Raw genomic sequence first — 25509 nt, 5'->3', positions numbered from 1 at the left:
GGGGAACTGCGGGGCTGTTGTGGCTGGTCGCGCCCGCGCGACGGAGCCGCATATCGATACAGCCCCGCGCCCCTGACGGGGCGCTTCAGTGCAGGTTCCCCAAGAAGTCCCGCATCTTTCGGGCGTCCCTGAGGCGCTGTTCGTACGTTGCTCCGATGGCCAGCAGGAGGAGGCCGGCCAGGGCGGGCGGTACCCAGCGGGGGAGTGCGTCCGTCACCTGGGCGATGTACGGGGCGAGTTCGTGCAGGGCGTCCAGGGCCAGTACCGCGCCGCCGAGGAGGAGCGGGGCCTGGAGGTGGTGGCGGGCGCCCAGCAGTGTGACCGCCAGGGCCGCCAGGCCCAGCAGCAGAGGGCGCGTCCATTGCGGATCGCCCCACGCCGTGACGAGGCTCGGCACGAGAGTGGCGGCGAGGCCGGGGCCGTACGCCGTCCAGGACGAGGTCTGCGGATCGCGGCGCCTGTGCAGGGCGCCGACGAGCAGGGCCGGGACGGTGACCGGCAGCGTGTACGCCTCCGGCGTCCCGACGTCCCAGGCCGCCAGGCGCACCCAGGTGGCCAGGACGAAGAGGGCGGCGGAGGCGTAGGCGACGGGTCGGCGGTCCGCGCGGATCGCCGTGCCGACGGTGATCACACCGCACAACGCCAGGACCAGGGCGAGCATCGGCAGGTCCGCCGAGGCCGCGGCCAGTCCGACGGCGAGCAGTCCTGCGAGCGCGCCGGCGATCTCGACCGGGACCGTTGCCGGGGAGGAGCCGAGCCGTGCCGCGAGCAGGGCCGCCGCCACCGGGACCGTCAGGACCAGCAGTGCGGTGTACTGCGGCTGCCAGTCGGCCGCGGCACCTGTCGCGCAGGCCAGCATGGCGGCGTACGCGAGAGCGGTCGGGGCCGTGAGCGGGGCGAGGTGCGGCTTCCATGAGGCGGCCGCGAACAGTGCCGTGAGGGTGCAGAGCACGGTGAGTGTGGCGGGCTCGCCGGTCAGGGAGAGGAAGGCGAGGGTGAGTGCGGTGAGAAGGGCGAGGACCGTGGCGGTCGGGCGAGTGGTGGGGAAGTCGAGGGCGGGGGTTGTGGCCGGCTGAGGGGCCGGTTCCTTCTCCGAGCGTGGTTCCTTCTCCTGGCGCGGTTCCTCCGCCGGGCGCTCGGACGGGTGTAGCCAGGCGGCTGCCGCGAGGGTGCCGACGGTCGTCAGCCCGAGGGCCACCAGGCCTGCCACGTACGGGACTTCGAGCACCGCCGGAAGCACCACAGCCGTCGCCCACGCCAACACCAGCACACCGGTCAGCGCCCGGGGCCGCCAGACCGCGTCGCGTACCGCGAGGAACAGGACGACGGCGACGACCGCCAGGACCACGGGCACCGTCTCCGCGTGGGGCGGCCACGGCGTGGCCACCGTCACGGCTTCACGTACGTCACCCGGCGCGCCGGACCACACCCGCTCCGCCCACGCGACGGGGCCCAGCAGCGTGATCCCCAGCAGCGGCAGTGACCAGAGCAGGGCGAGTCCCTGTACGGCGATGGAGGCCCTGGTCAGCCCGTGCCGTACCGTCTCCGGCAGCCGGTCCACCCGCACCGCCGCCAACAGGGCGATCCCGCATGCCAGATACGCCGGAACCGTCCACGCGTCCGGCAGCACGGAGCGGGCCGTGCCGCCGACCGCGGCGACCGCGAGCAGGCCGGCGGTGACGGCGAGCCCTCCCGCGTGCTTCTCGGCGACCTGCCGCCACGCCGCCGTCAGCGCGATGCCGGCCGCGAAGAGGAGGAGCGCCGCCGCACGGGCGGCGGCGCTCGGGCCGGTGGCCGTCCAGGACAGCCAGCCGGCGGCCCACACACCCCACGCGCCCATGCCGTACGCACCGATCACCGCGGTGATCCGTACGGACCTGGCGGGCACCCGGAGCGCCACACCCGTGTCGAACGCGGCCGTCACGAGAACGGCGGCCGTGATCCCGTACAGGCCCGCGTCGGCCGCCACCGCCCAGAGGGCGAGGGGGAGTTGGGTGATGACCAGGGCGGCGGGCAGGGGCAGCCGCAGCGCGGAGGTGCGCGGCAGCAGGCCGTACGCCGTCCACAGGGCCGCCAGCCCCGCCGAGGCGACCGCGACATAGCCCGTGCCGTCCACGTCGGCCAAGGCGACCTCGTGCAGGGCATACGCGTCGAGCACCGTCAGCGCGAGCCCGAGGCCCGCCACCGACTCCGCCGTCGACCGCAGCCCGTGCTTCAGCAGCGGCACCGGCGCGGCCAGCACCGCCACCGTGATCCCGCCGAGCACCAGGGCCCGCCCGGTGATCCCCATGTGCCCCCAGCTGACCAGCGTGAAGGCCATCGCGGCGATGGTGAGCAGGACACCGCCGAGCACCAGCAGCACGTTCTGGACCCGGGGCGCCGAGGCCTCGGGGCGCCGGGGTGCGACCGGGGCCGGGGCCGGGGCCGGGGCCGAGGTCGGCCCGGCCGCCGCTTGCAGGGCGGTGACCAGCCAGGCGCGGCGGTGCAGCAACTGCGCCCGGCGGGCGTCCAGTTGGCGCAGCTCGAAGTCGAGGAGCCGCAGCTCCTCGGTCGGTGGCGGAATGTGCGTCATGCCTGGAGTGTGGTCCGCGTCACGCCATGCGGCATGAGTGCGCGTACTCAGAACGTACTCAGGTGAGGGAAAGCCGCTGCGTAGGGGCAGACTCGGCTCATGGACTGGAGCCACTACCGCTTCCGCAGCCTGTGGGTGCTGCCCGCACCGCCCGCCGCCGTCTTTGACCTGCTGGCGCAGGCGGAGGACTACCCCCGCTGGTGGCCCCAGGTGCGCGAGGTGACCAGACCCGGTGACACCACCGGGGTGATCACGATCCGCTCCGTCCTGCCGTACGACATGGTCTTCACCGCACATGAAGTGCGGCGCGATGCCTCGGCCGGTGTCCTGGAGATCGCGATGTCCGGCGACATCGAGGGCTGGGCACGCTGGACGATCACTCCGCACGGCGACGGCAGCCTCGCCCGCTACGACCAGGTGGTCGAGGTGAACAAGCCGCTGCTGCGGCGGTTCGCGGTGCCCGGGCGGCCGATCTTCCGGGCCAACCACTGGCTGATGATGCGCGCCGGACGGCGGGGACTGATGGCCTGCTTGGCGGACGGTCATCAAGACGCTCGGCGAGGTGGCGATCAAGGCGGTCGGCAAAGGTGGCCATCAAGGTGGTCGGCAAGGTGGCCATCAAGGCGGTCGTGAAGCGGTTTGAAGGAAACGCGCGGGGACCTGTATTGTTCAGTCCGTTCCCGGGCGATTAGCTCAGTGGGAGAGCGCTTCGTTCACACCGAAGAGGTCACTGGTTCGAACCCAGTATCGCCCACCGGGAAAGGCCGGTCCGCCGTAGCGGACCGGCTTTTTTGTGCGCCTCGCCCGTCTGGGCGGGGCGAGGCTAGGCGGCGGCCGCCGGCAGGTCCGGACGCAGTGGCCACGCCGGATCGACCGACTCGTCGCTGCCGCTGCGCGCGAACCACGCCTGCAACCCGCGCGCCTGCGCCGCGTGCCACACCGCCTGCAGCGTGTGCAGCTCGGCGGGGGACAGGCGTTCCAGGCGGGCCGCGAAACGGCGTCCGACCGCCCGTACGACCTCCAGTGAGGCCAGTGCGTCGGCCGCCGCGTCGTGCGCGCCGTCCAGCGTGACGCCGTAGTGCGCGCACAGGTCGGTCAGGGTGCGGCGACCCTTGCGATAGCGGTCCAGGTGTTTGTCGAGCACCCGGGGATCGAGCACCAGAAGCGGCGTCGACTCGAACCAGCGGTCGAGCGACGAGGCACGGTGGCGACGCAACTCGCGGTCGAGGAGCGTCAGATCGAACGGCGCGTTCATCACCACCACCGGCCGTCCTCTGGCCGCCTGTTCCGCCAGTGCGGCGGCTATCTCGTGCATCACCGGCGCCGGCCAGCGGCCGTTGCGCTGGAGATGCTCCTCCGTCAGTCCGTGTACCGCCGTCGCCGCCTCCGGCACCGGTACACCCGGGTTCACCAGCCACCGGGTCACCCTCGGCCGGGTGCCCGGGGCGTCCTGGACGACGACGGCCGCCGAAACGATCCGGTCGGTCTCGACGTCCACGCCTGTCGTCTCCGTGTCGAATGCCGCCAGCGGGCCTTCATACCAGCACGCCATACCTACACAACCCCTCGTTCACCCACGGCAGCTGACGCACCGTCTTCTGCCCGTTTGGTGATACCCGGGCTGTTTGCGCCGTACGCCGGAAGGACACAACAGGAGTGCGGGTCATTGCAGTTCAGCGACCCGGTACCGGGATTCACCTGGCGCGGAAGGCTGTTGGTCATGGCGATAGCGCAGCCCGAGCGGGGCGGGCTGCTGCCCGAACGAACGGGCCCCCATCGCGGTTCACTAGCCACTACCGCCTGCATGGAGACACTGCAGGTGGGCTATCTGCACGCCGTCGCGGCGGCCGCCGGCTGCTCGCTGTCCCAGCCGTTCCCGGACAACGGCATCGACTGGCACGTCAGCCACAGCGCGCCCGGCCACACGGTCGACGACGAGGTCACCATCAAGGTGCAGCTCAAGGCCACCTACCAGCTCGCGCCGAATCCGGCCGGCCGTTTCTTCTCCTTCACGCTCGACAACGACCACCTGGCCAAGCTCGCCCGCACCCCGGTCTCGGTGCACAAGATCCTGGTCGTGATGATCGTTCCACGGTCGCAGGAGCAGTGGCTTCGCGCCGGCCACGACCGGCTCGACCTGCGGCACTGCTGCTACTGGGTCAACCTCGCCGGTCACGCGATCACTGGCCGGCGCCGCACCACCGTGCGCATACCGACCTCACGCATCTTCGACGACCGGGCCCTCTGCGAGATCATGACGCGGGTCGGTACGGGAGGCAGACCATGACGCACCGCCCCCTGGAGGAACCCATACGGCCCGTGCGGCCCCACCCGGCCGAGGCGTCCTGGGACCGTCCCCCCGAGCCCGGCGACGTCGACCCCGCCGTGCTCAGCGCCCTGCTGCACCGGCACGGCTGGCAGCGGCGCGGGGGAGCGGCGGGGCGCTACGGCCGCTGGACCCCGCCCGGCCCGGGCGGTAACGGCACCAGCCTGCTCGTCCCCGAGTCCCGTGCCTTCCCCGACAGCGACGACCTGCTCGGCGAGGCCCTGATCGCCCTGTCCCGCAGCGGCATGCCCTCCGCGCGCGAGGTGCTGGTCGGGCTCGCCGTGCCCAGCGACGAGGTCCGCTGGTGGCGGGACGCGCCGAGCGGGCCGGCCGGGGCCGCGCCCTGGACCGTCGAGGAGGAACTGCGCGGGGCGGCCCGCCAGATGCTCCTCGCCGCGGCGCTCGCCACGCGCGCGCGTGCGGGCTATTACGGCGCCCGGCACCGCCGTTCGGCCGCCGCGATGCTGGAGAGCGTCCTCGTCGGCCCCGCACCCGGCGGCCGTGGCCTCACCGCCTTCGTGCCGATCGGCACGGGGCGCCCGCTCGCCGTACGCCTCCACCAGGCCCTCTACGCCGCCCGCGAGGCCATCGACTACCAGCGGGCCACCGGCGGCATGGACGCCTTCGACGGCGCCGTCGAGGCGGGCGTCAGCCGTGAGCTCACCGAAGCCCTGATCGCCCTCGTGCGCGGTACGGAGGGTGCGCGCATCGCCGTCGAGTGGGCACCCGCGGCCGGTGTGCCCGCCGACTGCGCGAGCGGCGTCGAGCCCGTCGAGTTCTCGCCCGGCGACCTGCCCGTGCTGCGCGAGGCCGGCGCCCGCTATCTGCGCGAGGAGCCGTCCGTGCCGGTAAGGATCACCGGCGCGGTCGTACGGATGCGCAGATCGGGGCCGCGCGGAGAGGGCACCGTACGCCTGCGCGTCCTCGCGGGCGCCGAGATCCCGCACGTCCGGCTGACCCTGGACGAGGAGTCGTACCGCATCGCCGGGCACGCCCACCTGGTCGGCCTTCCAGTGCGGGTCCACGGCCGGCTGGAGAGCCGCGGCGGCTTCCGCAAGGTCACCGGGGCCTCCGGCGTCGTACCGGTACAGGTCGACGAGGCGGAGCGGGACCGGCTGATGAAGTCGCTGCAGGAGGACCTGGACTACTTCGAGGAGGCTTGCGGGGGCGAGGACGGCTGATTGTCTGGCTCGGTCGCCTACGGGGCGCCTTGTGCCGGTGTCGTGGGGACAGTGACAGCCGGTGGGCACTTGCTCGGCGTTGGTGTGGGCTGGTTGGCAGGGGGGAGCCGGGATGCGGTTCCGGCAGCGCCCTATAGGGGCGCGGGGAACCGCGCGACCAGCCACGACGAAGCCGCAGCCGACCGCCGACCCATCACGGCCCTGCTAGTGGAGCGCTCACGTGACCGTTTCGCGGTCGGCCGTCCGGGGTCGGTACGATCGCGTAATGCGCGCGCTCCTGGTATGGCGCCGCATTCCCCCTTCAGTCAGGAGAGACCGGTGTCAGACGTCCGTGTGATCATCCAACGCGATTCCGAGCGGGAAGAACGCGTGGTGACGACGGGCACCACGGCCGCCGACCTCTTCGCCGGCGAGCGCTCCGTCATCGCCGCGCGCGTGGGCGGCGAGCTCAAGGACCTGTCGTACGCGCTCGCCGACGGCGAGGAGGTCGAGGGCGTCGAGATCTCCTCCGAGGACGGTCTCAACATCCTCCGCCACTCCACCGCGCACGTGATGGCGCAGGCCGTGCAGGAGCTCTTCCCCGAGGCAAAGCTGGGCATCGGCCCGCCCGTCAAGGACGGCTTCTACTACGACTTCGACGTCGAGAAGCCGTTCACGCCCGAGGATCTCAAGGCCATCGAGAAGAAGATGCAGGAGATCCAGAAGCGGGGGCAGCGCTTCTCCCGCCGCGTCGTGACCGACGACGCCGCCCGCGAGGAGCTCGCCGCCGAGCCCTACAAGCTGGAGCTGATCGGCCTCAAGGGATCCGCCTCGTCCGACGACGGCGCGGACGTCGAGGTCGGCGCCGGTGAGCTGACGATCTACGACAACCTGGACGCCAAGAGCGGCGAGCTGTGCTGGAAGGACCTCTGCCGGGGCCCCCACCTGCCCACGACCCGCAACATCCCGGCGTTCAAGCTGATGCGCAACGCGGCCGCCTACTGGCGCGGCAGCGAGAAGAACCCGATGCTCCAGCGCATCTACGGCACCGCCTGGCCGTCCAAGGACGAGCTGAAGGCGCACCTCGACTTCCTCGCCGAGGCGGAGAAGCGCGACCACCGCAAGCTGGGCAACGAGCTGGACCTCTTCTCCATCCCGGAGCAGATCGGCTCCGGCCTCGCCGTCTTCCACCCCAAGGGCGGCATCGTCCGCCGGGTCATGGAGGACTACTCGCGCCGCCGCCACGAGGAAGAGGGCTACGAGTTCGTCTACACCCCGCACGCCACGAAGGGGAAGCTCTTCGAGACGTCGGGCCACCTGGACTGGTACGCCGAGGGCATGTACCCGCCCATGCAGCTCGACGAGGGCGTGGACTACTACCTCAAGCCCATGAACTGCCCGATGCACAACCTGATCTTCGACGCGCGCGGCCGTTCGTACCGTGAACTGCCGCTGCGCCTCTTCGAGTTCGGGACCGTGTACCGGTACGAGAAGTCGGGCGTCGTGCACGGCCTCACGCGCGCGCGTGGCTTCACGCAGGACGACGCGCACATCTACTGCACGCGCGAGCAGATGTCGGACGAGCTCGACAGGACGCTCACCTTCGTCCTCGGCCTGCTCCGCGATTACGGCCTGACCGACTTCTACCTGGAGCTGTCCACCAAGGACCCGGAGAAGTTCGTCGGCTCCGACGAGGTCTGGGAGGAGGCGACCGAGACGCTGCGCCAGGTCGCCGAGAAGCAGGGCCTGCCCCTCGTGCCCGACCCGGGCGGCGCCGCCTTCTACGGCCCGAAGATCTCCGTCCAGGCCAAGGACGCCATCGGCCGGACCTGGCAGATGTCGACCATCCAGCTCGACTTCAACCTGCCGGAGCGCTTCGACCTGGAGTACACGGGCCCCGACGGCTCCAAGCAGCGTCCGGTCATGATCCACCGCGCGCTGTTCGGCTCGATCGAGCGGTTCTTCGCGGTGCTCCTGGAGCACTACGCGGGCGCCTTCCCGGCGTGGCTGGCCCCTGTCCAGGCGATCGGCATCCCGATCGGCGACGGGCACGTGGACTACCTGGAGAAGTTCGCCGCGGCCGCGAAGAAGAAGGGCCTGCGGGTCGAGGTGGACTCCTCCTCCGACCGGATGCAGAAGAAGATCCGCAACGCCCAGAAGCAGAAGGTGCCCTTCATGGTCATCGCGGGCGACGAGGACATGGCCAACAACGCCGTCTCCTTCCGCTACCGCGACGGCTCGCAGGAGAACGGCATCCCCTTCGACGAGGCCATCGCGAAGATCGCGCAGGTCGTGGAGGAGCGGGCGCAGGTCTGATCAGGTCTGCTCAGGCCGCGATCGAGGCCCCCGGAAGGCTCAGCTTTCCGGGGGCCTCTTGTCGCTCTCGCGGGAGAAGATCTGCAGCAGCCAGGACGAGAACGATCCCGTCACCGCGCCGAGCAGGGCCAGGCCGCCGGCCATCATCCCGATCGCGATCGCCCGGCCGCGCGAGGTCACGGGGGTGATGTCGCCGTAGCCGACCGTGCTGAGGGTCGCGGCGGCCCACCACACCGCGTCCGCGAACGTCCGCATGGTGGCCCCGGGCGCTCCCCGTTCCTGCTGGTAGACCGCGAGGGCACCGGCGAAGCCGAGGAGCAGGGTCGACAGGCTCGCGTAGGCGATCACACGCGCGTGCAGGGAGAGGCGCGGCTCCCCCTGCCGGCGCTGGATGACGTCGTAGAGCGGAACGATCCGCAGCGGCCGCAGCAGTGGCAGGATGACCACCACCGTGTGCAGGAAGTGCGTCCTGACGAAGCGGGGGAAGCGTTGCCCGCTGAGGTTCCAGCGCATCACGTAGTCCACCGCGAACAGCATCCAGAGCGAGAGCATGGTGATCCAGCACAGGGTCCGCCAGCCGGACGTCATGCTGACGGCGAGGACGCGGACGGCATAGGCGGCCAGGAAGACCAGTGATGCCAGAAACATGGGGATCTCGGTGCGCTGCTCCCAGCGGGCGTAAGGGCTGTCGTCGTCCACCGGCCAAGCTTGGCGGGTGACCGCCGTCCCGTCGCCCCGGCGACACGCCGCGAACGGACGAAGCCATATGCTGCACGCATGACGAGTGAGCCGGAGCAGCAGTGGGGAGTGGGGATCCAGGACGCGTTCCAGCGTCTGTGGACGCCCCATCGGATGGCCTACATCCAGGGTGAGAACAAGCCGACCGGCCCCGGAGCGGACGACGGCTGCCCCTTCTGCTCGATCCCGGCCAAGTCAGACGAGGACGGGCTGGTCGTCAAGCGTGGCGAGCAGGTCTACGCGGTCCTCAATCTGTACCCGTACAACGGCGGCCACCTGATGGTCGTGCCCTACCGCCACGTCGCCGACTACACCGACCTCACCGAGCCGGAGACCGTCGAGCTCGCCGCTCTGACCAAGCAGGCGATGACGGCCCTGCGCACCGCCTCCGGTGCCCACGGCTTCAACATCGGCCTGAACCAGGGCACGGTCGCCGGTGCCGGTATCGCGGCCCACCTCCACCAGCACGTCGTCCCGCGCTGGGGCGGCGACGCGAACTTCATGCCGGTGGTGGGCCACACGCGGGTGCTGCCGCAGCTGCTGGCGGACACGCGGAAGATGCTGGCGGAGGTCTGGCCGACGGCCTGACGTGACCGCAACCAGCCCGTCCGGCGTTTGAGGACGAGGCCCGCCAGGGCCGAAGGGGGCTGGGGGCGCAGCCCCCCGGGTACGTTCACCCACCCCACGCGGCTCGACCGCCGGAGGCCTACGCGTCGTACACGTCCGCCTTCCGCGGCGACGGGTCCTGTACGGCCGTGCTCAGGAACGACGACCGCGTACCGAACTTCTCCGTGTCCACGCCGTTCTCGTCCAGCACCTTGATCGCCGCGGCATGCACCACCCGCAGCACCGGCGTAGCCGCGCGCAGCGCGTCGTCGGCCATGAACCGGTGCCGCCACGGCTGATCCGCCCACGCGTGCCGCAGCCCGAACGGCTCGGGCAGCCCCATCGTCCCGCCGAGCCAGTTCAGCAGCGGCGGATACCAGGAGATCGGGGCGCGGACCGCGAGCCTCACCACCTCGTCGGTGTTGACCAGCGGAAGCTTCACCTTGCGGGTCTCCCACGGCTTGAACGACTTGGCGACCTCCTTGGTCGGCGCCTCGGGCTTCTCCTGGAAGAGTCCGTTCACCGGGCCGAGGGCATGTCCGGTCACCTCGATGCGCAGGGTCTCGTGCAGCACGGTCACCGTGATCAGCATCGTGATGATCAACTGCCCGTCCCACAGCGTCCACTGGACGCCCAGGTAGTGCCGGTCACCGCTGCCGAACTGCTGCTTGTTGCAGATGTCCTGTATGGCGTGCGACTTGACCTGGTACGCGTCGACGTCCGTGCCCTCCGGCCGGGACACGGCCTTGGCGCCCTCGGCGATCGGCGTGACGACCCAGTGGCGTATCGAGGGCTTCGGGAAACCGCCGGTGTTCAGCGGGCCGCGCTCCAGCATGCGTAGCTGGTCGTGGACCGCGCGGATGATGTCCCAGCTGCGGAAGGGGTGGATCTCCCGGGTCGGGTCGGCGGGTGTCAGGTCCTCGGCCAGCTGCCAGCTGCCCCAGCGCGTGCCCATGCCGAGTATTCCCTTGGGCCCGGCGTAGAACACGGAGTTGGACTGCTGCTCGGCGCTCAGCTTGGCGAGGGACTGGCGCAGCTGCTCGGCCTGCGTCTCGGTGGGGCTGGTCGGCACCGCCTCCGGCACCTTCGCGCCGACGCTGCTGCCGGCCAGCAGGCTGTCCCACCGCTCCCGCAGGTCCTTCGCCGTGCGCTCGCAGACCTGCTTGGCCCAGAACCAGCCGACCACGGGCATGAGGACCGAGGCCCGGGCATACCAGGCCCAGAAGCCGGTGAAGGGCATACGCAGCAGGAAGATCACGGCGAGCGCGCCCGCCGCGACGAGCAGCACCGAGGCGAGGGCACCGCCGCGCTTGTCGTCCCGCTTGACGATCGTGGTGCGCAGCGTGAAGACCAGCAGCCAGACCAGGAGCCCGGGCAGGAACAGCACACCGCAGACCACCATGATGGCGCTGAGCATCCGGTCGCGGGCCTTGCGGATGTTGTTGGCGGCCAGACAGTGCTCGACGACCACCTGCGGCTCGGTGCCGAAGGACTGGATCAGGGGCTTGCGGCCGCTGCCGAGCATGCGGTCGACCACCGCCCGCGAGAAGGCCTCACCCAGGTTGGGCCGGAAGATCCTCGCCCAGCCACGGCCCGCCTTGACTTCGGTCTGGTGCCATTCGTTGTCGGCCTTCTTGATGTCCTCGAACGGATTGTCCCGATAGGCCGCCGAGGCCAGCGCGAACGTCGCCGTCTGGCCCTCGCCGGCCGCGCGAGGCACCTGCGGACCGAAGATGTCCGCGTAACCGCTCTCAACGGTCATTCCCGCCCCCGATCGCCGCACTGTCGCTTCTGCGGCCTTCCCGACTTCCGTACTGCGCACACCTGTTGATCAATGATCAGCGTATCCTCCGCCACCGACAACCGTCGGCGGACGGCCAATGCCGCCCGCCGACGCGGAGGGGAGCGTTCCGGCAAGGGCGCTCCGTGGCGCCCGCCGGGGCCACTTGGTGGCGCCGGGCGCCAACTACGAGGCTTGGCGCGCCTCTTCACGAATCCTTTCCGCGATCTGCGCCGGCATCGGTTCGTGCCGCGCGTACGAACGGTTGAAGCGCGCGGTGCCGTGCGACAGCGACCGCAGATCGACGGCGTACCGCCCGATCTCGATCTCGGGCACCTCGGCCTTGATGACGGTTCGGCCACCGCTGGTCTGCTCGGTGCCCAGGACACGGCCGCGCCGCCCGGACAGGTCGCTCATCACGGCTCCGACATAGTCGTCGCCGACCAGGACGGACACCTCGGCCACCGGCTCCAGCAGATGGATCTTCGAGTCGGCCGCCGCCTCGCGCAGCGCGAGCGCGCCGGCCGTCTGGAACGCGGCGTCGGAGGAGTCCACCGAGTGCGCCTTGCCGTCGCGCAGCGTGACCCGGATGTCGACGAGCGGATGGCCGGCCGCGACTCCCCTGGCGGCCTGGGCCCTTACGCCCTTCTCCACCGAGGGGATGAACTGGCGTGGCACCGCGCCGCCGACGACCTTGTCCACGAACTCGATGCCCGAGCCGCCCGGCAGCGGCTCCACCTCGATCTCGCAGATCGCGTACTGCCCGTGGCCGCCGGACTGCTTCACATGCCGGCCGCGGCCCGCCGACTTGTTCGCGAACGTCTCCCGCAGGGAGACCTTGTGCGGCACGACGTCGACCTGGACGCCGTAGCGGCTGCGGAGCCGTTCGAGGGCGACGTCCGCGTGTGCCTCGCCCAGGCACCACAGCACCACCTGGTGGGTGGCCTGGTTCTGTTCCAGTCGCATGGTCGGGTCCTCGGCGACCAGCCGGGACAGGCCCTGCGACAGCTTGTCCTCGTCCGCCTTGCTGTGCGCCTGGATCGCGAGCGGCAGCAGCGGGTCCGGCATCTGCCAGGGCTCCATCAGGAGCGGGTCGTCCTTGGCCGACAGCGTGTCGCCGGTCTCCGCGCGGCTCAGCTTCGCCACGCACGCGAGGTCACCGGCGATGCAGTGGCTGAGCGTGCGCTGCTGCTTGCCGAACGGCGCCGACAGGGCGCCGATCCGCTCGTCGACGTCGTGGTCCTCGTGCCCACGGTCCTCCAGGCCGTGCCCGGAGACGTGCACCGTCTCGTCGGGGCGCAGGGTGCCGGAGAAGACGCGGACCAGGGAGATCCGGCCGACGTACGGGTCGGACGCGGTCTTCACGACCTCCGCGACCAGCGGCCCGTCAGGGTCGCACAGCTTCAGCTCGCGGGGTTTGCCGTCGACCGTGGTGACCGCGGGTGCCGCGCGCTCCAGCGGGGTCGGGAAGCCGCGCGTGATCAGCTCCAGCAGCTCGACCGTGCCGATCCCCTGCCGGGCACCGTCGGTCGCGGGGGCGGCGGCCAGGACGGGGTGGAAGACGCCCCGGGCGACAGCCCTTTCCAGGTCCTCGATCAGTGTCTTGACGTCGACCTGCTCGCCGCCGAGATACCGGTCCATCAGGGTCTCGTCCTCCGACTCGGAGATGATCCCCTCGATGAGCCGGTCGCGGGCATCCGCGATCCGCGGCAGCTGGTCCTCGCCCGGCTCGGACTCCTTGCGCTCCCCGGAGGCGTAGTCGAACAGCTGCTGTGACAGCAGCCCGATCAGGCCGGTCACCGACGCGTGTCCGTCCGGTGCCTGCGCGCCGTGCAGCGGCAGATACAGCGGGAGCACGGCGTCGGGGTCGTCCCCGCCGAAGGCCTCCGCGCAGATCCGTGTCATCTCCTCGTAGTCGGCCCGCGCGGACTCCAGGTGCGTGACGACGATCGCGCGCGGCATGCCGACGGCCGCGCACTCCTCCCACACCATGCGGGTCGAGCCGTCCACGCCGTCCGAGGCCGAGACGACGAAAAGGGCCGCGTCCGCCGCTCGCAGACCGGCCCTGAGTTCCCCGACGAAGTCGGCGTATCCGGGGGTGTCCAGCAGGTTGATCTTGATGCCGTCCCATTCGACCGGCACCAGGGAGAGCTGTACCGAGCGTTGCTGCCGGTGCTCGATCTCGTCGTAGTCCGAGACGGTGCCGCCGTCCTCCACACGGCCCGCCCGATTCACCGCCCCCGCCGTGAGCGCGAGGGCTTCCACCAACGTGGTCTTGCCCGATCCGGAGTGGCCGACCAGCACCACATTCCGTACGGACGCGGGGTGGTCGGCCGCCGTAGCCCTGCCGGCGGCTCCGGGGTGTGCGTTCGCCTTGTCGCCCATGATCCTGCCTCCCGTGCACGGTGAGGTCACTGTGGGCGCGGACATACCGATCCGCGTGCGATGTGGCGGCTCCGGTGACGCCCGCGGTCCTTCGAGCTTTCCACTCCCGTCACGGTGCGTCCATACGGCGGACGTGATCGCGCCGCCCGCACCGGCGGACCGAGCCGCTCACGCCCTGTACGAGTGCCCGGCGGTCGCACTCACGCGCGCGTGGCTACGATGGGCCAGCCGGTGGCCAGCAGGGGCCGCGCGGCCACACCGACCCTCGGGAAGGCCATGCTGAACAAGTACGCGCGTGCATTCTTCACGCGTGTCCTCACACCGTTCGCCGCGTTCTTGATCCGGCGGGGCGTGAGCCCCGACACGGTCACGCTCATCGGCACGGCCGGTGTGGTCGCGGGCGCGCTGGTCTTCTACCCCATGGGCGAGTTCTTCTGGGGCACGGTCGTGATCACGCTGTTCGTGTTCTCCGACCTCGTCGACGGAAACATGGCCCGCCAGCTCGGCCGCTCCAGCCGCTGGGGCGCCTTCCTGGACTCCACGCTCGACCGGGTCGCCGACGGCGCGATCTTCGGCGGCTTCATCCTCTGGTACGCCGGTGGCGGCGACGACCTCGTCCTGTGCGCGGTCTCGATCTTCTGCCTGGCCAGCGGTCAGGTGGTGTCGTACACCAAGGCGCGCGGCGAGTCGATCGGCCTGCCGGTCGCGGTCAACGGCCTCGTCGAGCGGGCCGAGCGTCTGGTGATCTCGCTGGTCGCGGCCGGTTTCGCGGGCCTGCACAAGTTCGGGGTACCCGGTATCCAGTACCTGCTGCCCGTCGCGCTGTGGATCGTCGCCGTCGGCAGCCTCGTCACGCTGATCCAGCGGGTCGTCACGGTGCGCCGCGAGTCCGCGGAGGCGGAGGCCGAGGCGGCCGCCCAGGACAAGCCGCAGAGCGCCTCTCAAGGGAGCGAGGCCGCCAAGTGAGTGCCCAGGAGCGCCTCGCGGACGCGCTGTACGGCCTCGGCTGGGGCACCGTCAAGAAGCTCCCCGAGCCGGTCGCCGTCCGACTCGGCCGCACCATCGCCGACCTCGCCTGGAAGCAGCGGGGCAAGGGCGTCCAGCGGCTGGAGAGCAACTACGCGCGCGTGGTGCCCGACGCGACCCCGGAGCGCCTCGCCCAGCTCTCGCGCGCGGGTATGCGCTCGTACCTGCGCTACTGGATGGAGTCCTTCCGGCTGCCCGCCTGGAGCGCCGAGCGAGTCAAGAGCAGCTTCGACTGCAAGGACGTCCACCACCTGACCGACGGTCTGGCCGCCGGGAACGGCGTGATCCTCGCCCTACCGCACCTGGCCAACTGGGACCTCGCGGGCGCCTGGGCCACCACCGAGCTCGAAACGCCCTTCACGACGGTCGCCGAACGCCTCAAGCCCGAGACGCTCTACGACCGCTTCGTCGCCTACCGCGAAGGCCTCGGCATGGAGGTCCTGCCGCACAGCGGCGGAACCGCTTTCGGCACGCTGGCCCGCAGGCTGCGCGACGGCGGCCTGGTCTGCCTGGTCGCCGACCGTGACCTGTCCGCGTCCGGCGTCGAGGTCGAGTTCTTCGGGGACACGGCCCGGATGCCCGCCGGCCCGGCGCTGCTGGCCCAGCAGACCGGGGCGCTGCTGCTCCCCGTCACGCTCTGGTACGACGAGTCGCCCGTCATGCACGGGCGCGTGCATCCCCCGATCGAGGTACCCGAGGCAGGTACCCGGGCCGAGAAGACGTCTGTCATGACACAGGCGCTGGCCGATGCCTTCGCCACAGGGATCGCCGAACACCCGGAGGACTGGCACATGCTCCAGCGCTTGTGGCTCGCCGACCTGGAACCACGACCGGGTGACGGCTCGGACGGAGAGCGTCCGTGAAGATCGGCATCGTCTGCCCGTACTCCTGGGACGTGCCGGGCGGCGTCCAGTTCCACATCCGCGACCTCGCCGAGTACTTCGTCCGGCTCGGCCACGACGTGTCCGTGCTGGCCCCGGCCGACGACGACACCCCGCTCCCGCCGTACGTGGTCTCGGCGGGCCGCGCCGTCCCGGTCCCGTACAACGGCTCGGTCGCCCGGCTGAACTTCGGCTTCCTCTCGGCGGCCCGGGTGCGCCGCTGGCTGCATGACGGCGGGTTCGACGTCATCCACATCCACGAGCCCGCCTCGCCGTCCCTCGGCCTGCTGACCTGCTGGGCGGCCCAGGGCCCGATCGTGGCGACGTTCCACACGTCGAACCCGCGCTCCCGGGCGATGATCGCGGCCTACTCCATCCTCCAGGCGGCCCTGGAGAAGATCAGCGCCCGGATCGCGGTGAGCGAGTACGCCCGCCGCACGCTGGTCGAACACCTCGGCGGCGACGCGGTCGTCATCCCCAACGGCGTCGACGTCGACTTCTTCGCCAAGGCCGAGCCCAACCCCGAGTGGCAGGGCGACACGATCGGCTTCGTCGGCCGCATCGACGAGCCCCGCAAGGGCCTGCCGGTCCTGATGAAGGCCCTGCCGAGGATCCTCGCCGCCCGCCCGCAGACCCGGCTCCTGGTGGCCGGCCGCGGCGACGAGGAGGAAGCGGTCGAGTCCCTGCCCGCCGAGCTGCGCTCCCGCGTCGAGTTCCTCGGCATGATCAGCGACGAGGACAAGGCCCGCTTCCTGCGCAGCGTCGACCTGTACGTCGCCCCCAACACCGGCGGCGAGAGCTTCGGGATCATCCTCGTCGAGGCGATGTCGGCCGGCGCCCCGGTCCTCGCCTCCGACCTGGACGCCTTCGCCCAGGTCCTCGACCAGGGCGCGGCGGGCGAACTCTTCACCAACGAGGACGCGGACGCCCTCGCCGAGGCGGCGGTACGCCTCATGGAGGACCCGGCCCGCCGGGCGGAGCTGCGGGAGCGGGGGAGCGTGCATGTGCGCCGCTTCGACTGGTCGACCGTGGGGGCGGACATCCTGTCGGTGTACGAGACGGTGACGGCGGGCGCGGCGGCGGTGGCCGCGGACGAGCGGACCGGGGGCGGCGGCGGGCTGCGGGCGCGGTGGGGGCTGGCGCGGGACTGACCCCGATCGGTACAGCTCCTGTGGCGGCCACGCCGACACCCCGCACACCCCCGGCTGACCCGCCACGGTTAGTGTGCCGCCCGTGACCGCAACTCTGATCTGGATCCTCGTAGCCCTCGTCGCGATCGGCCTCTATCTGAGCTGGACGGCGGGCCGCCTGGACCGGCTGCACGCCAGGATCGACGCCGCACGCGCCGCGCTCGACGCTCAGCTGCTGCGCCGCGCCTCGGTGGCCCAGGAGCTGGCCACCTCCGGGGTACTGGATCCGGCCGCGTCGATCGTCCTGTACGAGGCCGCCCACGCCGCCCGGCAGGCCGAGGAGGAGCAGCGGGAGGTCGCCGAGAGCGAGCTGAGCCAGGCGCTGCGGGCCGTCTTCGCCGAGCCCCAGCAGGTGGAGGCCGTACGGGAGGCGCCTGGCGGCGAGGAAGCGGCCCGTGAGCTGACCGAGGCGGTCCGCCGGGTACCGATGGCCCGCCGCTTCCACAACGACGCCGTACGGGCGGCCAGGGCCCTGCGGCGGCACCGCAAGGTGCGCTGGTTCCGCCTGGCGGGCCACGCCCCGTTCCCACTGGCCTTCGAGATGGACGACGAGCCCCCTGCGGCCCTGGTGGACCGGGCGGCCTAGGACGTGCCGAAGTCGGGGATCGTGAGGGAACCGTCCTCGGCGAGCGTGAACCCGGGGTTGTGCGCGATCTCCCAGGCGTGGCCGTCCGGGTCCACGAAGCAGCCGGAGTAGAAGCCGATGGCATTGGTGGCCGCGGGCTTGGTGACGGTCGCTCCGGCCCGTTCCGCGGCCGTGAGCAGAGCGTCGACCTCGTCGTCCGAGCGCACGTTGTGGGCCAGGGCGATCCCGCCGAAGCCGACCCCCGTGCCGTCCGTCAGCCCGCAGTCCCGGGCGAGCTTGTCGCGGCCCCACAGGACCAGGGCCAGGCCGCCCGCCTGGAAGAAGACCGTCTCCTCGACCTCCTGCCCCCGCCAGCCCAGGGCCTCGTAGAAGACCCGGGAGCGGGTGACATCGGAAACTCCCAGCGTGACCAGGCTGATGCGCTGTTCCATGCGGTGTTCCATGCAGGGACACTAACGCGGCCAAGGGGCATGCACAGGTCCGAGGAAGGCGCGCAGGCGAAGGAAAAACGATCCACCGCCTCACTATTGGCCCTTGAAGTGGCCCCCACCTCTCACGTTTCCTCAATGCTTGCAGTAGCCCTTTTCCACCGAGCGAGGTCACCCGTGTCCATCTCCGAAAACCAGGCCCCCGAGACCGGCACCGCGCGCGTGAAGCGCGGTATGGCCGAGCAGCTCAAGGGTGGCGTGATCATGGACGTCGTCACACCTGAGCAGGCGAAGATCGCCGAGGACGCGGGCGCCGTCGCCGTCATGGCCCTGGAGCGGGTCCCCGCCGACATCCGCAAGGACGGCGGCGTGGCCCGGATGTCCGACCCGGACATGATCGAGGGCATCATCGACGCCGTCTCGATTCCGGTCATGGCCAAGTCCCGCATCGGCCACTTCGTCGAGGCGCAGGTCCTGCAGTCCCTCGGCGTCGACTACATCGACGAGTCCGAGGTCCTCACCCCGGCCGACGAGGTCAACCACAGCGACAAGTTCGCTTTCACGACCCCGTTCGTGTGCGGCGCCACCAACCTGGGCGAGGCCCTGCGCCGCATCGCCGAGGGTGCCGCGATGATCCGCTCGAAGGGCGAGGCCGGCACCGGCAACGTCGTCGAGGCCGTCCGCCACCTGCGCCAGATCAAGAACGAGATCGCCAAGCTGCGCGGCTTCGACAACAACGAGCTGTACGCCGCCGCCAAGGAGCTGCGCGCCCCGTACGAGCTGGTCAGGGAAGTCTCCGAGCTCGGTAAGCTCCCGGTGGTCCTGTTCTCCGCCGGTGGCGTGGCCACCCCGGCCGACGCCGCCCTGATGCGCCAGCTCGGCGCCGAGGGCGTCTTCGTCGGCTCCGGCATCTTCAAGTCCGGCGACCCGGCCAAGCGCGCCGCCGCCATCGTGAAGGCGACCACCTTCTACGACGACCCGAAGATCATCGCGGACGCGTCCCGCAACCTCGGCGAGGCCATGGTGGGCATCAACTGCGACACCCTCCCCGAGACCGAGCGCTACGCCAACCGCGGCTGGTAAGCCCACTCCAAGGACTGCACGTACATGACTGACGCACCCGTCATAGGCGTCCTGGCCCTCCAGGGCGACGTACGGGAGCACCTCATCGCCCTGGCCGCGGCCGACGCCGTGGCCAGGCCGGTGCGGCGCCCCGAAGAGCTCGCCGAGGTCGACGGCCTCGTCATCCCCGGCGGCGAGTCCACGACCATCTCCAAGCTGGCCGTCCTCTTCGGCGTGATGGAGCCGCTCCGCGCGCGCGTGCGCGCCGGAATGCCTGTCTACGGCACCTGTGCCGGCATGATCATGCTCGCCGACAAGATCCTCGACCCCCGCTCGGGTCAGGAGACGATCGGCGGCATCGACATGATCGTGCGCCGCAACGCCTTCGGACGTCAGAACGAGTCCTTCGAAGCGGCGGTCGACGTGCGGGGCGTCGCGGGCGATCCTGTGGAGGGCGTCTTCATCCGCGCCCCCTGGGTCGAGTCCGTCGGCGCCGACGCCGAGGTCCTCGCCGAGCACGACGGCCACATCGTCGCGGTCCGCCAGGGCAACGCGCTGGCCACGTCGTTCCACCCGGAACTGACCGGCGACCACCGTGTGCACGGCCTGTTCGTGGACATGGTGCACGCGAACCGGACGGCGGAGTCCTTGTAGGATCTCTGGCGTTCGTTCATAGATGGGTTACGCGAAGGAGACAGGCAGATGTCCGGCCACTCTAAATGGGCCACGACGAAGCACAAGAAGGCCGTGATCGACGCCAAGCGCGGCAAGCTCTTCGCGAAGCTGATCAAGAACATCGAGGTCGCGGCGCGCATGGGCGGCGTCGACCTCGAAGGAAACCCGACGCTCTACGACGCCGTTCAGAAGGCCAAGAAGCAGTCGGTTCCGAACAAGAACATCGACTCCGCGATCAAGCGCGGTGGCGGTCTCGAGGCCGGTGGCGCCGACTACGAGACGATCATGTACGAGGGCTACGGCCCGAACGGCGTCGCGGTGCTCATCGAGTGCCTCACCGACAACCGCAACCGCGCCGCCTCCGACGTCCGCGTCGCCATGACCCGCAACGGCGGCAACATGGCCGACCCGGGCTCGGTGTCGTACATGTTCAGCCGCAAGGGCGTCGTCATCGTCCCCAAGGGCGAGCTGACCGAGGACGACGTCCTGGGTGCCGTCCTGGACGCGGGTGCCGAGGAGGTCAACGACCTCGGCGAGTCCTTCGAGGTCATCAGCGAGGCCACCGACCTGGTCGCGGTCCGCACCGCCCTCCAGGAGGCCGGCATCGACTACGACTCCGCCGACTCCAGCTTCGTCCCGTCCGTCCAGGTCGAGCTGGACGAGGAGGGCGCCAAGAAGATCTTCAAGCTGATCGACGCGCTCGAGGACAGCGACGACGTGCAGAACGTCTTCGCCAACTTCGATGTCAGCGACGAGATCATGGAGAAGGTCGACGCGTAGCGCTGCCGCGAGCTGCACGGGCTCAACGGGCCGACGGGACACACCCGTCGGCCCGTCGCTTTGCCGGGCGTTGGTGACCGGCGTTGTCGGTGGCACCCGATAGCCTGCACAAACAGGCGATCGAAGGGAGGCGCGCGGGTGCGCGTACTGGGGGTGGACCCGGGGCTGACCCGATGCGGTGTCGGCGTGGTCGAAGGCGTCGCAGGGCGCCCGCTCACCATGCTCGGCGTCGGTGTCGTACGGACGCCCGCGGACGCCGAGTTGAGCCACCGCCTCGTCGCCGTCGAGCAGGGCATCGAGCAGTGGCTGGACGAGCACAAGCCCGAATTCGTCGCCGTGGAGCGGGTGTTCAGCCAGCACAACGTCCGCACGGTGATGGGCACCGCCCAGGCCAGCGCCGTCGCCATGCTCTGTGCCGCCCGCCGCGGCATCCCGGTCGCCCTGCACACGCCCAGCGAGGTCAAGGCCGCCGTCACCGGCAGCGGTCGCGCCGACAAGGACCAGGTCGGCGCCATGGTCACCCGCCTGCTGCGACTCAGCGCCCCGCCCAAACCGGCCGACGCGGCCGACGCCCTCGCGCTCGCCATCTGCCACATCTGGCGCGCCCCCGCGCAGAACCGACTCCAGCAGGCCGTCGCCCTCCACACCGTCAAAGCACCGAAAGGCCGTACGGCATGATCGCCTTCGTCAGCGGCACAGTGGCCGCACTCGCTCCGGACGCCGCGGTGGTCGAGGTGGGCGGGGTCGGCATGGCCGTCCAGTGCACACCGAACACCCTGTCCACCCTGCGCGTCGGCCGGCCCGCCAAGCTGCACACCTCGCTGGTGGTCCGCGAGGACTCCCTCACGCTGTACGGCTTCGCGGACGACGACGAGCGCCAGACGTTCGAGCTGCTCCAGACCGCGAGCGGAGTCGGCCCGCGCCTGGCCCAGGCGATGCTGGCGGTGCACTCGCCCGACGCCCTGCGCCGAGCCGTCGCGACCGCCGACGAGAAGTCGCTCACCGCCGTTCCCGGCATCGGCAAGAAGGGCGCCCAGAAGCTGCTCCTGGAGCTGAAGGACCGGCTGGGCGAGCCCATCGGCGCACCTGCCTTGGGCGCCCCGGTCACCCAGGGCTGGCGCGACCAGCTGCACGCCGCCCTGATCGGCCTGGGCTACGCGACCCGCGAGGCCGACGAGGCGGTCGCCGCCGTGGCCCCGCAGGCCGAGGCCGCCGAAGGCACCCCGCAGGTGGGCCAGTTGCTGAAGGCGGCGCTGCAGACCCTGAACAGAGCCCGCTGATCGAGCCCGCTGCTCGACGGCCCTGACGCCGCCCGCCGTACGCCGCCCTCCCCCGTAGGCCACCCACCGCGACCCCCGAGGCAATTCCATGAACTGGGACGACACGACCGACAGCACCGCCGCCGAGCGGCTGGTGGGCTCTGCCGCCGACCGCGAGGACCAGGCCGTCGAGTCCGCGCTGCGTCCGAAGGACCTGGGCGAGTTCATCGGTCAGGAGAAGGTCCGCGAACAGCTCGACCTCGTCCTGCGCGCCGCACGCGCGCGTGGCGCCACCGCCGACCATGTGCTGCTCTCCGGCGCCCCCGGCCTCGGCAAGACGACCCTCTCGATGATCATCGCGGCCGAGATGGGCGCCCCGATCCGCATCACCTCCGGCCCCGCCATCCAGCACGCCGGCGACCTCGCGGCGATCCTCTCCTCCCTCCAGGAGGGCGAGGTCCTCTTCCTCGACGAGATCCACCGCATGTCCCGGCCCGCCGAGGAGATGCTGTACATGGCGATGGAGGACTTCCGCGTCGACGTGATCGTCGGCAAGGGGCCGGGCGCCACCGCGATCCCGCTGGAGCTGCCCCCGTTCACCCTGGTCGGCGCCACCACCCGCGCGGGCCTGCTGCCGCCCCCGCTGCGCGACCGCTTCGGCTTCACCGCGCACATGGAGTTCTACGAGCCCGCCGAGCTGGAGCGCGTCATCCACCGCTCGGCCAACCTGCTCGACGTCGAGATCGGGGCCGACGGCGCCGCCGAGATCGCCGGCCGCTCCCGCGGCACGCCCCGTATCGCCAACCGCCTGCTCCGCCGGGTCCGGGACTACGCCCAGGTCAAAGCCGACGGGATCATCACCAAGGACATCGCCGCGGCCGCCCTCGCCGTCTACGAGGTCGACGCCCGCGGTCTCGACCGCCTCGACCGCGGCGTTCTGGAGGCGCTGCTGAAGCTGTTCGGCGGCGGCCCGGTGGGCCTGTCCACGCTCGCGGTGGCGGTGGGGGAGGAGCGCGAGACCGTCGAGGAGGTCGCCGAACCCTTCCTCGTACGCGAAGGCCTGCTCGCCCGTACTCCGCGCGGCCGGGTCGCCACACCCGCCGCCTGGGCGCATCTCGGCCTGATCCCGCCACGCTCGCAAGCTGCGGGAAACGGACAACAGGACCTGTTCGGGACGTGACGGCTCCGTCACGGCGAGCACACTGGCCGGAGCAGGAACCCCGGTGCCATGCTGAGCGTTGTTCCCTGCGCGGAGACTCGCTTAGACTCCGCCGATGCCGCCCTTGTCGACGGCACACATACCCCCAACCATCAGGCCGCTCACCATCGCGGTCGTGTGAAGGAAGTTCCGACCCGTGAGTCTCGTGACCCTCCTCCCGTTCATCGTGCTCATCGGGGCCATGTTCCTGATGACCCGGTCGGCCAAGAAGAAGCAGCAGCAGGCCGCCGACATGCGGAACCAGATGCAGCCCGGATCCGGTGTCCGCACCATCGGGGGCATGTACGCCACGGTCAAGGAGGTCAGCGAGGACACCGTCCTCGTTGACGCCGGCCCGGGCGTGGAGCTCCTCTTCGCCAAGAACGCGATCGGTGCCGTCCTCTCCGACGACGAGTACAACCGCATCGTGCACGGCATCGAGCACGACCTGAAGTCCGACGTCGTCCCGGACGACGCCTCCTCCCTCACCGGGACCGACGAGCCCGCCGCTGCCGCCGACTCCGACGAGAAGTCCGTCGACCTCGGTAAGAAGGACGAGAAGGACGAGGCCGAGGAGTCCGCCGACGCCGTGTCCGCCGAGGCGAAGACGGACGACGAGCCGAAGAAGACCGACGGCGACTCCGACGCGAAGTAGCCATGCTCCGGGGCGCGCGGGCCACGCCTGCGCGCCCTCGGGCATGCTGAGCTCGCACGGGATCCCGACACCATGTCATGGCCGCCCGCCCGTCTGATCCGGAGCGAGGCGGCCCGAGAGGGAGTACGAGAAGGTGGCAGCACCTAAGAAGGGCCGGAACGCGAGCGCCCAGAGCAAGCCAGGGCGCTCGCTGGCCCTCATCCTGATCGCCATCGCGGCGCTCACCGGAGGGATGTTCGCCTCGGGGCACACCAAGCCGCGACTCGGCATCGACCTGGCCGGCGGCACGAGCATCACGCTCCGCGCGGTGGCCGAGCCCGGCCAGGAATCCGCGATCAACAAGACCAATATGAACACCGCGGTCGAGATCATGGAACGCCGTGTCAATGGTCTGGGTGTCTCGGAGTCCGAGGTACAGACCCAGGGCGATGCGAACATCATCGTCAACATCCCCAAGGGCACCAACTCCAAGGAAGCCCGGGACCAGGTCGGCACCACCGCGAAGCTCTACTTCCGCCCGGTCCTCACCACCGAGATCTCCGGCGGCGACGCGGCGGCCACCCCCACGCCGAGCGCCTCCGGCAGCGCGTCGGGCGACCCCACGGACAAGGCGACCTCCTCCGCGTCCCCCTCCGGCTCCACCAGCCCGTCGGCGAGCTCCACCACGCAGGGCCGCGCGGTCACCGACGCCCTGAAGGCCGATCCCACGCCGTCGACGAGCGCCTCCTCCAGCGCCTCTCCGTCCGCGAGCAGCAGCCCCTCCGGCGACCAGGCGAGCAGCGCGCTCGAAGCGCAGTACGCCAAGCTGGACTGCACGAAGGAGGCGGTCCGCGCCAAGGCCGGCGACGGCGTCAAGCCGACCGATCCCACCGTCGCCTGCGGCCAGAACTCGCAGGGCCAGTGGCAGAAGTACATCCTCGGTCCCGCCGAGGTCGACGGCACGGACGTCGACAAGTCCGAGGCCGTCTGGAACGCGCAGAACGCCGCGGGCTGGACCGTGACCATGGACTTCACCGACGCGGGTGGCAAGAAGTTCGCCGACATCACCGGCAAGCTCGCCAAGAACCAGCCGCCGCAGAACCAGTTCGCCATCGTCCTGGACGGCGAGGTCGTCTCCGACCCCTCCGTCGACCAGGCCCTGACGGGTGGCAACGCCGAGATCTCCGGCAACTTCACCCAGCAGTCGGCCGAGAGCCTCGCCAACATGCTGTCCTACGGCGCCCTGCCGCTGACCTTCAAGGAGGACAGCGTCACCACGGTGACCGCCGCGCTCGGCGGTGAGCAGCTGAAGGCCGGTCTGATCGCCGGTGCCATCGGTCTCGCCCTGGTCGTGATCTACCTGCTGGTCTACTACCGCGGCCTGTCGATCATCGCCATCCTGTCGCTGCTGGTCTCCGCCGCCCTGACCTACACGATCATGTCGCTGCTCGGTCCGGCCATCGGCTTCGCGCTGAACCTGCCGGCCGTCTGCGGTGCCATCGTCGCCATCGGCATCACGGCGGACTCGTTCATCGTGTACTTCGAACGCGTCCGCGACGAGATCCGCGAGGGCCGCTCGCTGCGCCCCGCCGTCGAGCGTGCCTGGCCGCGAGCCCGGCGCACCATCCTGGTCTCGGACTTCGTGTCGTTCCTCGCCGCCGCGGTGCTCTTCATCGTCACCGTCGGCAAGGTCCAGGGCTTCGCGTTCACGCTCGGCCTGACCACCCTGCTCGACGTGGTCGTCGTGTTCCTGTTCACCAAGCCGCTGCTGACGCTCATGGCCCGCAGCAAGTTCTTCGGCAGCGGTCACAGCTGGTCCGGCCTCGATCCCAAGCGACTGGGTGCCCAGCCGCCGCTGCGCCGCACCCGCCGTCCCTCCGCCCCCGTCGAGACGAAGGAGGCGTGAG

The 25509-nt window shown here is 70.9% G+C and carries 23 protein-coding genes and 1 tRNA gene; 18 read left to right on the top strand and 6 right to left on the bottom strand.

Features of this window, described 5'->3' with window-relative positions:
• Window positions 1-85: 85 nt before the first annotated feature.
• Window positions 86-2572 (bottom strand): SCO7613 C-terminal domain-containing membrane protein, encoded by a 2487-nt coding sequence (locus ABIE67_RS09695; protein ID WP_370255884.1) that lies wholly within the window; start codon window positions 2570-2572, stop codon window positions 86-88.
• Window positions 2573-2671: 99 nt separating this feature from the next.
• On the opposite strand from ABIE67_RS09695, the gene ABIE67_RS09690 reads away from it, so the two are divergent.
• Together ABIE67_RS09690 and ABIE67_RS09685 are read left to right on the top strand one after the other, a co-directional pair.
• Window positions 2672-3205, top strand: coding sequence for an SRPBCC family protein (locus ABIE67_RS09690; protein ID WP_370255883.1), 534 nt, complete (start codon window positions 2672-2674; stop codon window positions 3203-3205).
• Between the two features lie 49 nt (window positions 3206-3254).
• Window positions 3255-3326 (top strand) — tRNA-Val (locus ABIE67_RS09685).
• Window positions 3327-3395: 69 nt separating this feature from the next.
• On the opposite strand, the gene ABIE67_RS09680 is transcribed toward ABIE67_RS09685, so the two are convergent.
• Complete coding sequence (locus ABIE67_RS09680; RefSeq protein ID WP_370255882.1) at window positions 3396-4124, bottom strand: 3'-5' exonuclease; 729 nt, start codon at window positions 4122-4124, stop codon at window positions 3396-3398.
• 168 nt (window positions 4125-4292) lie between these two features.
• Between ABIE67_RS09680 and ABIE67_RS09675 the strand changes: the two genes are divergently transcribed.
• From ABIE67_RS09675 to thrS, 3 genes are all read left to right on the top strand, one after another.
• The gene (locus tag ABIE67_RS09675) at window positions 4293-4859 is read left to right on the top strand and encodes a DUF4365 domain-containing protein (RefSeq protein WP_370255881.1); all 567 of its coding nucleotides are present in this window, start codon (window positions 4293-4295) and stop codon (window positions 4857-4859) included.
• Window positions 4856-6079: a hypothetical protein gene (locus ABIE67_RS09670; protein WP_370255879.1), complete on the top strand. Its 1224-nt coding sequence runs from the start codon at window positions 4856-4858 to the stop codon at window positions 6077-6079. The genes ABIE67_RS09675 and ABIE67_RS09670 overlap by 4 nt, the downstream gene beginning before the upstream one ends.
• 318 nt (window positions 6080-6397) lie before the next feature.
• A complete protein-coding gene (gene thrS / locus ABIE67_RS09665) occupies window positions 6398-8374 on the top strand; it encodes a threonine--tRNA ligase (protein ID WP_370255878.1) in 1977 nt (658 codons plus the stop codon).
• A 39-nt stretch (window positions 8375-8413) separates the two neighbouring features.
• Here the strand turns inward: thrS and ABIE67_RS09660 are convergent, their stop codons facing one another.
• A complete protein-coding gene (locus tag ABIE67_RS09660; protein WP_370255877.1) occupies window positions 8414-9073 on the bottom strand; it encodes a potassium channel family protein in 660 nt (219 codons plus the stop codon).
• Window positions 9074-9151: 78 nt separating this feature from the next.
• Between ABIE67_RS09660 and ABIE67_RS09655 the strand changes: the two genes are divergently transcribed.
• Complete coding sequence (locus ABIE67_RS09655) at window positions 9152-9700, top strand: HIT domain-containing protein (protein ID WP_370255876.1); 549 nt, start codon at window positions 9152-9154, stop codon at window positions 9698-9700.
• A gap of 118 nt (window positions 9701-9818) precedes the next feature.
• Here ABIE67_RS09655 and ABIE67_RS09650 read toward each other — a convergent pair whose 3' ends face one another.
• Window positions 9819-11480 (bottom strand): hypothetical protein, encoded by a 1662-nt coding sequence (locus tag ABIE67_RS09650; RefSeq protein ID WP_370255875.1) that lies wholly within the window; start codon window positions 11478-11480, stop codon window positions 9819-9821.
• Between the two features lie 204 nt (window positions 11481-11684).
• Window positions 11685-13883 carry an elongation factor G-like protein EF-G2 gene (locus tag ABIE67_RS09645; RefSeq protein ID WP_370255874.1) on the bottom strand — a complete coding sequence of 733 codons (2199 nt, stop codon included), beginning with the start codon at window positions 13881-13883 and terminating at the stop codon, window positions 11685-11687.
• Between the two features lie 219 nt (window positions 13884-14102).
• Here ABIE67_RS09645 and pgsA point away from each other — a divergent pair, with 219 nt between their 5' ends.
• The 4 genes from pgsA to ABIE67_RS09625 all read left to right on the top strand — a co-directional run bounded on the left by pgsA (window position 14103) and on the right by ABIE67_RS09625 (window position 17566).
• Window positions 14103-14849: a phosphatidylinositol phosphate synthase gene (pgsA, locus tag ABIE67_RS09640; RefSeq protein WP_370268393.1), complete on the top strand. Its 747-nt coding sequence runs from the start codon at window positions 14103-14105 to the stop codon at window positions 14847-14849.
• The gene (locus tag ABIE67_RS09635) at window positions 14846-15772 is read left to right on the top strand and encodes a phosphatidylinositol mannoside acyltransferase (protein ID WP_370255873.1); all 927 of its coding nucleotides are present in this window, start codon (window positions 14846-14848) and stop codon (window positions 15770-15772) included. Before pgsA ends, ABIE67_RS09635 begins: the two co-directional genes overlap by 4 nt.
• Window positions 15769-16941 (top strand): glycosyltransferase family 4 protein, encoded by a 1173-nt coding sequence (locus tag ABIE67_RS09630; protein ID WP_370255872.1) that lies wholly within the window; start codon window positions 15769-15771, stop codon window positions 16939-16941. Before ABIE67_RS09635 ends, ABIE67_RS09630 begins: the two co-directional genes overlap by 4 nt.
• An 82-nt stretch (window positions 16942-17023) precedes the next feature.
• Complete coding sequence (locus ABIE67_RS09625; RefSeq protein ID WP_370255871.1) at window positions 17024-17566, top strand: hypothetical protein; 543 nt, start codon at window positions 17024-17026, stop codon at window positions 17564-17566.
• On the opposite strand, the gene ABIE67_RS09620 is transcribed toward ABIE67_RS09625, so the two are convergent.
• Window positions 17563-17997: a VOC family protein gene (locus ABIE67_RS09620; protein WP_370255870.1), complete on the bottom strand. Its 435-nt coding sequence runs from the start codon at window positions 17995-17997 to the stop codon at window positions 17563-17565. The two genes, ABIE67_RS09625 and ABIE67_RS09620, sit on opposite strands and share 4 nt — an antisense overlap.
• Window positions 17998-18171: 174 nt before the next feature.
• Here ABIE67_RS09620 and pdxS point away from each other — a divergent pair, with 174 nt between their 5' ends.
• The 8 genes from pdxS (at window position 18172) to secD (ending at window position 25508) form a co-directional block, all read left to right on the top strand.
• On the top strand, window positions 18172-19077 hold the full coding sequence (gene pdxS / locus ABIE67_RS09615) for a pyridoxal 5'-phosphate synthase lyase subunit PdxS (RefSeq protein WP_370255869.1): 906 nt from the start codon (window positions 18172-18174) through the stop codon (window positions 19075-19077).
• A 24-nt stretch (window positions 19078-19101) separates the two neighbouring features.
• On the top strand, window positions 19102-19710 hold the full coding sequence (gene pdxT / locus ABIE67_RS09610; RefSeq protein ID WP_370255868.1) for a pyridoxal 5'-phosphate synthase glutaminase subunit PdxT: 609 nt from the start codon (window positions 19102-19104) through the stop codon (window positions 19708-19710).
• A 48-nt stretch (window positions 19711-19758) separates the two neighbouring features.
• Entirely contained in the window at window positions 19759-20511 is a 753-nt protein-coding gene (locus tag ABIE67_RS09605) for a YebC/PmpR family DNA-binding transcriptional regulator (protein ID WP_048581096.1), read from the top strand.
• 138 nt (window positions 20512-20649) lie between these two features.
• Window positions 20650-21189, top strand: a complete 540-nt coding sequence (gene ruvC / locus ABIE67_RS09600) for a crossover junction endodeoxyribonuclease RuvC (RefSeq protein ID WP_370255867.1) — start codon at window positions 20650-20652, stop codon at window positions 21187-21189.
• The gene (ruvA, locus tag ABIE67_RS09595) at window positions 21186-21791 is read left to right on the top strand and encodes a Holliday junction branch migration protein RuvA (RefSeq protein WP_370255866.1); all 606 of its coding nucleotides are present in this window, start codon (window positions 21186-21188) and stop codon (window positions 21789-21791) included. The genes ruvC and ruvA overlap by 4 nt, the downstream gene beginning before the upstream one ends.
• An 88-nt stretch (window positions 21792-21879) precedes the next feature.
• On the top strand, window positions 21880-22950 hold the full coding sequence (gene ruvB, locus ABIE67_RS09590) for a Holliday junction branch migration DNA helicase RuvB (protein ID WP_370255865.1): 1071 nt from the start codon (window positions 21880-21882) through the stop codon (window positions 22948-22950).
• A 175-nt stretch (window positions 22951-23125) separates the two neighbouring features.
• Window positions 23126-23623, top strand: coding sequence for a preprotein translocase subunit YajC (gene yajC / locus ABIE67_RS09585; RefSeq protein ID WP_370255864.1), 498 nt, complete (start codon window positions 23126-23128; stop codon window positions 23621-23623).
• 133 nt (window positions 23624-23756) lie between these two features.
• The gene (gene secD, locus ABIE67_RS09580; RefSeq protein WP_370255863.1) at window positions 23757-25508 is read left to right on the top strand and encodes a protein translocase subunit SecD; all 1752 of its coding nucleotides are present in this window, start codon (window positions 23757-23759) and stop codon (window positions 25506-25508) included.
• The last annotated feature ends 1 nt before the right edge of the window (window position 25509 follow it).

The organism is Streptomyces sp. V4I8 (genome assembly GCF_041261225.1).
Classification (GTDB): domain Bacteria; phylum Actinomycetota; class Actinomycetes; order Streptomycetales; family Streptomycetaceae; genus Streptomyces.
Note: the sequence above shows the minus strand (reverse complement) of the source record. Positions and strands in the feature narration are given on the sequence as shown.